This is a genomic window from Spongiactinospora gelatinilytica, from assembly GCF_003236385.1.
Lineage (GTDB): Bacteria > Actinomycetota > Actinomycetes > Streptosporangiales > Streptosporangiaceae > Spongiactinospora > Spongiactinospora gelatinilytica.
The window spans coordinates 1-7199 of record NZ_POUA01000387.1; the positions used below are offsets into that span (position 1 = coordinate 1).

General features: G+C 72.6%; 7 protein-coding genes. 4 read left to right on the forward strand and 3 right to left on the reverse strand.

Annotation, left to right across the window (positions count from 1 at the left end; translation table 11 throughout):
- Positions 1-121: 121 nt before the first annotated feature.
- The gene (locus C1I98_RS32455; RefSeq protein ID WP_146607772.1) at positions 122-565 is read right to left on the reverse strand and encodes a hypothetical protein; all 444 of its coding nucleotides are present in this window, start codon (positions 563-565) and stop codon (positions 122-124) included.
- Positions 566-883: 318 nt separating this feature from the next.
- On the opposite strand from C1I98_RS32455, the gene C1I98_RS32460 reads away from it, so the two are divergent.
- Complete coding sequence (locus tag C1I98_RS32460; RefSeq protein WP_111171170.1) at positions 884-1144, forward strand: hypothetical protein; 261 nt, start codon at positions 884-886, stop codon at positions 1142-1144.
- Between the two features lie 13 nt (positions 1145-1157).
- Here the strand turns inward: C1I98_RS32460 and glnII are convergent, their stop codons facing one another.
- Both glnII and C1I98_RS32470 read right to left on the reverse strand, forming a co-directional pair.
- Positions 1158-2171 carry a glutamine synthetase gene (gene glnII, locus C1I98_RS32465; RefSeq protein ID WP_111171171.1) on the reverse strand — a complete coding sequence of 338 codons (1014 nt, stop codon included), beginning with the start codon at positions 2169-2171 and terminating at the stop codon, positions 1158-1160.
- Between the two features lie 123 nt (positions 2172-2294).
- The gene (locus tag C1I98_RS32470) at positions 2295-2873 is read right to left on the reverse strand and encodes a TetR/AcrR family transcriptional regulator (protein ID WP_158558274.1); all 579 of its coding nucleotides are present in this window, start codon (positions 2871-2873) and stop codon (positions 2295-2297) included.
- A gap of 88 nt (positions 2874-2961) precedes the next feature.
- Here C1I98_RS32470 and C1I98_RS32475 point away from each other — a divergent pair, with 88 nt between their 5' ends.
- From C1I98_RS32475 to C1I98_RS32485, 3 genes are read left to right on the forward strand one after another with little or no spacing between them, the layout of a single operon-like run.
- Complete coding sequence (locus C1I98_RS32475) at positions 2962-5475, forward strand: molybdopterin-dependent oxidoreductase (RefSeq protein ID WP_111171173.1); 2514 nt, start codon at positions 2962-2964, stop codon at positions 5473-5475.
- Positions 5472-6380, forward strand: coding sequence for an FAD binding domain-containing protein (locus tag C1I98_RS32480; protein ID WP_111171174.1), 909 nt, complete (start codon positions 5472-5474; stop codon positions 6378-6380). Before C1I98_RS32475 ends, C1I98_RS32480 begins: the two co-directional genes overlap by 4 nt.
- Positions 6381-6408: 28 nt before the next feature.
- Entirely contained in the window at positions 6409-6981 is a 573-nt protein-coding gene (locus tag C1I98_RS32485) for a hypothetical protein (RefSeq protein ID WP_111171175.1), read from the forward strand.
- Positions 6982-7199: the final 218 nt, after the last annotated feature.

The window sequence follows — 7199 nt, forward strand, 5'->3', positions numbered from 1 at the left end:
TCCCCGGCCGCTCCCGGCACCCGCCCGCTGTCGCGCCCCCGGCCCCATGCCACGAGCCGGCGGCCCTCGATGGTTCCGGGGCCCGCCGACTCCAGGCTTCCGCCCCTCGGGCGGCTCGGCCTCAGGCGGTGGGGTCGGTGGGACGGCGGCGGCCTGCGACCAGGCGGTCGCCTTCTTCAGTGGCCGAGGCCACCTCGCGCTGTGACGGGACCGTCGGAGCGGCGGCGTGCCTGCCCGCCCCATCGGAGGCTTCGGAGGTGTCGAGGCGGCGTTCGAGTTCGCGCTTCTCCTCCTCCAGGCGGCGGGCCCGGCGGGCCTCGCCCTGCGAGCGGCGCAGGTCTCGGCGGAGCGTCAGGGAACGGCGCAGCCCGCCGCTCATCATCCCCATGCCGATGACGAACACCACGGCCGCGGCCACGCCAATGAGAAATACTTCCGTTGCACTGAGTTGCACGGTGGTGTCCATCACCGTGATCGATGTGGTCGTCGCGGTGGTGTCCGTGGTGATCACCACGACTCCGGCCGCCACCGCGACGACCATGAACAGCAGGCCCAGCAAGACCATTGATCCCACTCCTCGGGTTCCCGCGATTGCCGCGCGATTCCTCCGCGTTTTCTTGACAGTTTCCTGACGAAAGCTGTGGTTTTCTCGTCCGGTCCTGGCCCCCTGCCCGCGGTGGCGTGCCCTAATCGAGAATCCCGCTTTCGGTTGCGGAGACCGCCGCGTGAATGTGACGCGGGGAACGAGGAATGATCACTGTTCAAGCAGAAACATGAAGTCCCGGTTACGATCGCCCATCGACCTCGCCCATACCTCCTGTGACCCGCGCCGACCCGTCATAGTTGTCCCCCGGGTGTTGCCCGAGTGACAGGAGAGGCGCACATGACAAGGTCTTCGCGATGGAGGAGTACCGGGCCCACGGTCACCGTCTGGCCGCCCGACCGCTTCGAGGTCCGCTGCGCCTTCCCGCCGCCCGACTCCACGGTCTCGGACCGGTACCACTACGCCGAGTTCGCCTACGAGGCGGCCCGCCGCCACCGGGAGCTGGGCTGGGCGCAGCACGTCCAGGTGGTCCGGCTCAGCGACGGCGGGGTGCTCTTCGACCTGGCCGCCTCGCACGAACTCCCGCTGGAGGCGTGGTGACCCGGCGGGCGGATCAGACCAGGCCGGCCTTATCAAGAGCGGCGCAGCAGGTCTCGACCATGAGGCCGGTGACCACGTACGGGTCGCAGTTGGCGTTCGGCCGGCGGTCCTCGATGTAGCCCTTCTTGTCCGCCTCGACCTGCCACGGGATGCGCACCGAGGCGCCGCGGTCGGACACGCCGTAGCTGTACTCGCTCCATGGCGCGGTCTCGTGCATGCCGGTGAGCCGGTGCTCGATCTCCGCGCCGTAGCCCTTGATGTGCTCCTCGGCCCGCTCGCCGAGCGCGTCGCAGGCGGCGATGATCGCGTCGTAGCCCTCGCGCATGGCCTTGGTGGAGAAGTTGGTGTGCGCGCCGGCGCCGTTCCAGTCGCCCTTGACCGGCTTGGGGTCGAGGGTGGCGGAGATTCCGAAGTCCTCGGCGACCCGGTACAGCAGCCACCTGGCGACCCAGAGCTGGTCGGCCACCTCAAGCGGGCCCACCGGCCCGACCTGGAACTCCCACTGGCCCGGCATGACCTCGGCGTTGATCCCGGAGATGGCGAGCCCGGCGGCCAGGCACGCGTCCAGGTGCTTCTCCACGACCTCGCGCCCGAAGACCTCGTCGGCGCCGACGCCGCAGTAGTAGAAGCCCTGCGGCGCGGGGAAGCCCCCGGAGGGGAACCCGAGCGGCCTGCCGTCCTTGAAGAACGTGTACTCCTGCTCGATCCCGAAGACCGGGGCCTGGTCCGCGTAGCGGTCGGCAAGTACGGCCAGGGCGGCGCGGGTGTTGGAGGAGTGCGCGGTCTGGTCGGGGTACAGCACCTCGCACAGCACCAGGACGTCGTCGCCGCCCCTGATCGGGTCGGGACAGGTGAGCACCGGCCGCAGCACACAGTCGGACGTGCGCCCGGTGGCCTGGTTGGTGCTCGAACCGTCGAACCCCCACTGCGGCGGCTCGGCGCCGGTCGGGAGCACCTTGGTCTTGGAGCGCAGCCTGGCGGTGGGCTCCGTGCCGTCGATCCAGATGTACTCAGCCTTGTAGCTCACGCTGTGGTCCGTTTCGGTCGTGGGTCCTGTTCGCCAGGCCCAACAATCGCAACGGGCGATTTCCCGACTGTTGCCCGTATGTAACCGGCATGTGAAGTTGCAGGCTTGATGTACGGCGAGCGGTCAGGGGATCGCCGGGTCGCTGATGTTGTTCTGCGACAGGGGGTAACCGGTCACCAGGGTGTCGATGACGGCGGTGGTGGGCACGCCCCGGTGGGTCAGGTGGCCGGTTGTGGCCAGCTCGGCCAGGCCGTGCGCGGTGCAGAGCAGGGCCAGCAGCGCCGCCATGGACCCCGAGCGGTCCGCCGCGGGCGGCTGCACGCCGAACGTCGTCATCACCGCGTCGATCGCGTCCTCCAGTTCGGCGTGGGTCCCGGCCAGGAACTCCGGCGCGAAGACCAGGCGGTATTCCTCCTTGTGCGTCACCGCGTAGTCCACGTAGCTGGTGTAGAAGGCGTGCAGCCGGGCCTGGGAGCCGTGCTCGCGCAGGACCGCCGCCGAGACGTGCGCCGTCAGGTCGGAGATGATCAGCGCGGCAAGCGCGGCCAGCAAGGCGTTTTTGTCGGCGAAATGGCGGTAAGGAGCTGTTCGGGACAGGCCGGTGAGGTCCCCGACGGCGCGCAGCGTCACGGCCTCCAGACCTTCGCTGCGCAGCAGAGTGAGCGCGCTGGCGAGCAGACGGCTCCTCGTGTCGTCGGGCACTTTTCTGATCCCTTCCCGGTTGACATCGTCAACGTACCTGGTTGACGATGTCAACGCGATGTTGACGTCGTCAACGAAGGGCGGGCGGATGAAGATCACGGTGAACGGCATTCCCTTAGAAGTGGAGTGCGACCGGGCCGACACGGCCGTGGACGTGCTGCGCGACGGCCTCGGCCTGACCGGGGCCAAGGCGGCCTGCCGTACCGGGGCCTGCGGGGCGTGCACGGTACTGGTGGACGGCACGCCGAACGCGGGCTGCCTGCTGCCCGCGACCGCCGTCGAGGGACGCGAGGTCATCACACCGGAGGGGCTGGAACACCCCGTGCAGCGCGCCTTCGCCGCGCACGACGGCCTCCAGTGCGGCTACTGCACCCCCGGATTCGTGATGGAGGCCGCGGCTTTCGCCGACAGGTGGCGCGCCGAGCACGGCGACGTCGCGCCGCCGCGCGCGGAGATCGCCGCCGCGCTGGCCGGGCACCTGTGCCGGTGCGGGGCCTACGAGGGCGTGTTCGCGGCGGTCGCCGCCGCCTGCGCCGGCGACTTCGACGGGGGTGGCCCGCCCGAGCCCGCCCGTGTCGAGGCCATGGCCAAGATCACCGGCCGGGCCCGTTACTCCACCGACATCCGGCACGAGGGCCAGCTCGAAGGCGCCATCGTGCGATCCTCCCTGCCGCACGCCCGCGTCGTGTCGATCAGCGGCCACCAGGCGGACCTGCTCGGCGAGGACCGGACCGTCCGCTACGTGGGCCAGCCGGTCGCCGCGGTCGCCGCCCCGACCCGGCGCGAGGCGCTGGCGCTGGCCAGGGCGGTCGAGGTCCGGTACGCCCCGCTGCCGCACGCCCTCGACGGCACTCCCGGCGGCCCGCCGGTCTGGGGGCCGGACGAGCGCGCGAACGCCCCCAGCACCTCAGAAAGCCTGTGTCTTCCCGGCCGCTGGTCGGACGCCAACCTGCGCGGGCCGTTCACGTTCTTGAGCAGGCGCGGCCGTACCGCCGAACGCCGCCTCGCCGCCGCCCGGGAGAGCGGCGACCCTCGCCTGACCGGCGGCACCTTCACCGCCGCCGCGCAGTCCCACACCGCGATGGAGCCGCACGCCTGCGTGGCGAGGTGGGACGAGCGCGGCGACCTGCACCTGCAGATGTCCACCCAGACGGTCGCGATGACCGCCGAACACGCCGCCGAACGCTGGAACCTCCCCCGCGACCGGGTCCACGTCGCCGCCGAGCACGTCGGCGGCGGGTTCGGGGGCAAAATGGGGCTCACCGGCGAGGCGGTGGCCGCGGCCGAGCTGGCCAGGGTCCGGAAGGCGCCGGTCCGGGTGGTGCTCAGCCGCGCCGAAGAACTCGCCTGCGGCGGCAACCGACCCGGGGCCCGCATGGAGATCTCCATGCTCACCGACGACGACGGGCGGCTCGCCGCGCTCGGCGTGGACGCCTACGGCCGCGGCGGCCTGGCCGTCTCCTCGATGGTCGCGTCGCTGGCCAGGATGGTGTACGGCAGGGCCCCGCGCCGGTTGCGCGACTTCGACGTACTCACCAACACGCCGCCCGGCGGGCCGTTCCGCGGGCCTTTCGCGCCGCCGCTGCTGTGGGCGCTGGAACAGACCGTGGACGACGTGGCGCACCGCCGCGGCGAGGACCCGATCGCGCTGCGCCGCCGCTGGGACGGCAACCGCAAACGTCAGGCCCTGTACGGCTGGGCCGAACGCCTCCCCGCCTGGACCGGTCGCCCCGCCACCGGCTCGCAGACCGGCAGATACCGCCGGGGCGTCGGGGTCGCGGCCGGCGCGTGGCAGTACATGGTGGACCCGGCGACCGAGGTCGAGCTGACCGTCGAGGGAGACGTCGTGGTCGCCCGCACCGCGACCCAGGACATCGGCACCGGCACCCGCAGCGTCATGACCGCGATCCTGCGCGAGGAACTGGACCTGCCCGCCGAGCGGGTCCGCGTCGAGATCGGGATGAGCGACGCCAGGCACGGCCCGATGTCCACAGGCAGCCGCGCCACCGCCTCCGTCGGCCCCGCCACCAGGGACGCGGCCCGGCGGCTGCGCGACGCGGGCGGCCTCGCGGACGGCCGCCGGGTGGTCGGGCGGCGGCGTATGGACCGGCTCGGGTACCTGACCCCGTTCCCCGTCCACGGGAACGCGATCGGGCGCGGGCTCGCCGGGTCGGTCCACGTCACCGAGGTCGAGGTGGACACGCTGCTCGGCCGGATCAGGCCGCTGCGGGTGTGGGGCGGCATCGCGGCCGGGCGGATCTACTCCGAACGGCTGGCCCGCAGCCAGTGCGAGGGCGGGATCGTGCAGGGGATCGGGTACGCGTTGCACGAGGAGCGGCTGGTCGATCCGGTCAGTGGGGCGGTCATCACCACGAACCTTGAGGACTATCGCATTCCGGGTATCGGCGACTGCCCGGAGATCGAGATCCATTTCGAGCAGGAGGGCTGGGACCACGTCAACGGTGGCGGCGTGGGGCTCGGCGAGGTCTCCACGGTGGGGGTGGCGGCCTCGGTCGGCAACGCCGTCCACAATGCCACCGGCTGGCGTCCCCACGACCTGCCGATCCGCCCGGACCGCCTCCTGGAGGGACTCTCCCGATGACCGAACCGACACGCGTGGCCGCCGCCGGTGGGACAGTCTCGGCCGTCCTTCCCTTCCTCGCCGGGGGCACGGACCTGATCGCCCGGGCCGCGGGCGAGTGGATCGACCTGCGCGACCGGACCGAACTCACCGGGATCGCCTGGCAGCCCGACGGCTCCGCCCGGATCGGCGCGCTCACGACCATCGCCGAACTGGCCCGTGACCAGCGGCTGCGCGCCGCCTACCCTGCCCTCGCCGCCACCGCGGCCGAACTGGCCACCCCCCAGATCCGCGCGGTGGCCACGCTCGGCGGCAATCTGCTCCAGCGCAACCGCTGCGCCTACTTCCGCGCCGGGTTCGCCTGCCACCAGAACGGCGGGGCGTGCTGCCCGGCCAGGGAGGGCATCGCCAGGTACGGCACCGTGATCGGCAGTGGCCCGTGCGTGGCCCCGCACCCGTCGTCGCTGGCCATGGCGCTGCTCGCGTACGACGCAACGGTCGAGGTCGAAGGACGCGGGCACCTGCCGGTCGCGTCCCTGTACGGCGAGGACCCCACCCGCGACCACCTGCTCGCCCCCGGCGAACTCCTGCTCGGCGCCGAACTCCCGCCGCCGGTGGCGGGGGAGCGCGCCGCCTACGTGCGGGCCACCGGCCGGGTACAGGCCGAATGGCCGCTGGCCGAGGCGGCCGCCCGGCTGGTCGTCGCGGGCGGGTCCGTCGTGCTGGCCGCCGTCGCGGCCGGCGGCGTGGCCCGCACTCCGGTACGGCTTCCCGAGGTCGAGACCGCCCTGCTCGCCGGGGCACCGATCGCCGAGGCCGCCGCCCGCGCCGCCACCCGGTGCGCGCCGCTGCCGGAGACGCGGTACAAGGTCGCGTTGCTCACCGGAACGGTCGAGCACGTGCTCGCGAAGGCGATCGCCGATTGAGCCGCGCCCGGCTTGGAATGATGAACGTGTGGACCTGAACGAGGCCCTGGACGAGGCGCGGTCGCGGGCGGAGGACCTCTCGCGGCGCTTCGGCGTGGCCACGCCTCCGGTGGAGGCGGGGGAGACGCTCCCCGGCGCACACGTCCTGCTGGTGCGCCGGGACGGCGAGCTGTGCCTGGTGATCGGCCCCGGCTACGCCGACCTGCCCGAACTTGAGCGGGACGCGGCGCTCGCGTGGGTGCTGGCGCAGGCCGACCCGGCCAAGGTCCGCAGCCGCCTCGGCGTCCGCGAGACACTGACCGCGCTGGCGGCGGTCATCCCGCTCGGCCTGGTGGTGGGGCTGGCGGAACGCTTCTTCGAGGTGTCGCTGCTGGCGTCCTATCCGCTGGTGGGGGTGACGGCCTTCGGGGCGCTGCTGACGGCGAGCATCCGCAAGCAGACGTTCGCGACGGACCGCCGGGTGGCCGAGGTCTGCGGCCGGGCCACCCTGGACGCGGCCCTCACCCGCATGCGCCGCGAACCCCCACCGGTCCGCGGCCTCTACCGCCTGGTCGCCGCCCTCACCCCGTCCCCAGAGGCCCGCGCCGCCCGCCTCGGCTGAGCCACTGTCCGGCCACGATCCCGCAGGCCCAAATCCAATGGCCCTCGCCGCCGCTCGGACGCCCTTCTTGTGCCGGGCTTCGCCCGATGCCGCGCTGCCGCGCACCCAATCGCCTTCGCTTCGCTCAGCCCTGTTTCCCTGTCGGGCTCCGCCCGACGTCGGCGCTTCTCATGTGCCGCATGCCCCGGTTTCGCCCGATGTACGGCAAGCCCCCTGCC

What these genes read in the sequence shown, in the direction of transcription:
- C1I98_RS32455 (WP_146607772.1), bottom strand. Translation starts at nt 565, where the DNA reads ATGGTCTTGCTGGGCCTGCTGTTCATGGTCGTCGCGGTGGCGGCCGGA.
- C1I98_RS32460 (WP_111171170.1), top strand. Translation starts at nt 884, where the DNA reads ATGACAAGGTCTTCGCGATGGAGGAGTACCGGGCCCACGGTCACCGTC.
- C1I98_RS32475 (WP_111171173.1), top strand. Translation starts at nt 2,962, where the DNA reads ATGAAGATCACGGTGAACGGCATTCCCTTAGAAGTGGAGTGCGACCGG.
- C1I98_RS32480 (WP_111171174.1), top strand. Translation starts at nt 5,472, where the DNA reads ATGACCGAACCGACACGCGTGGCCGCCGCCGGTGGGACAGTCTCGGCC.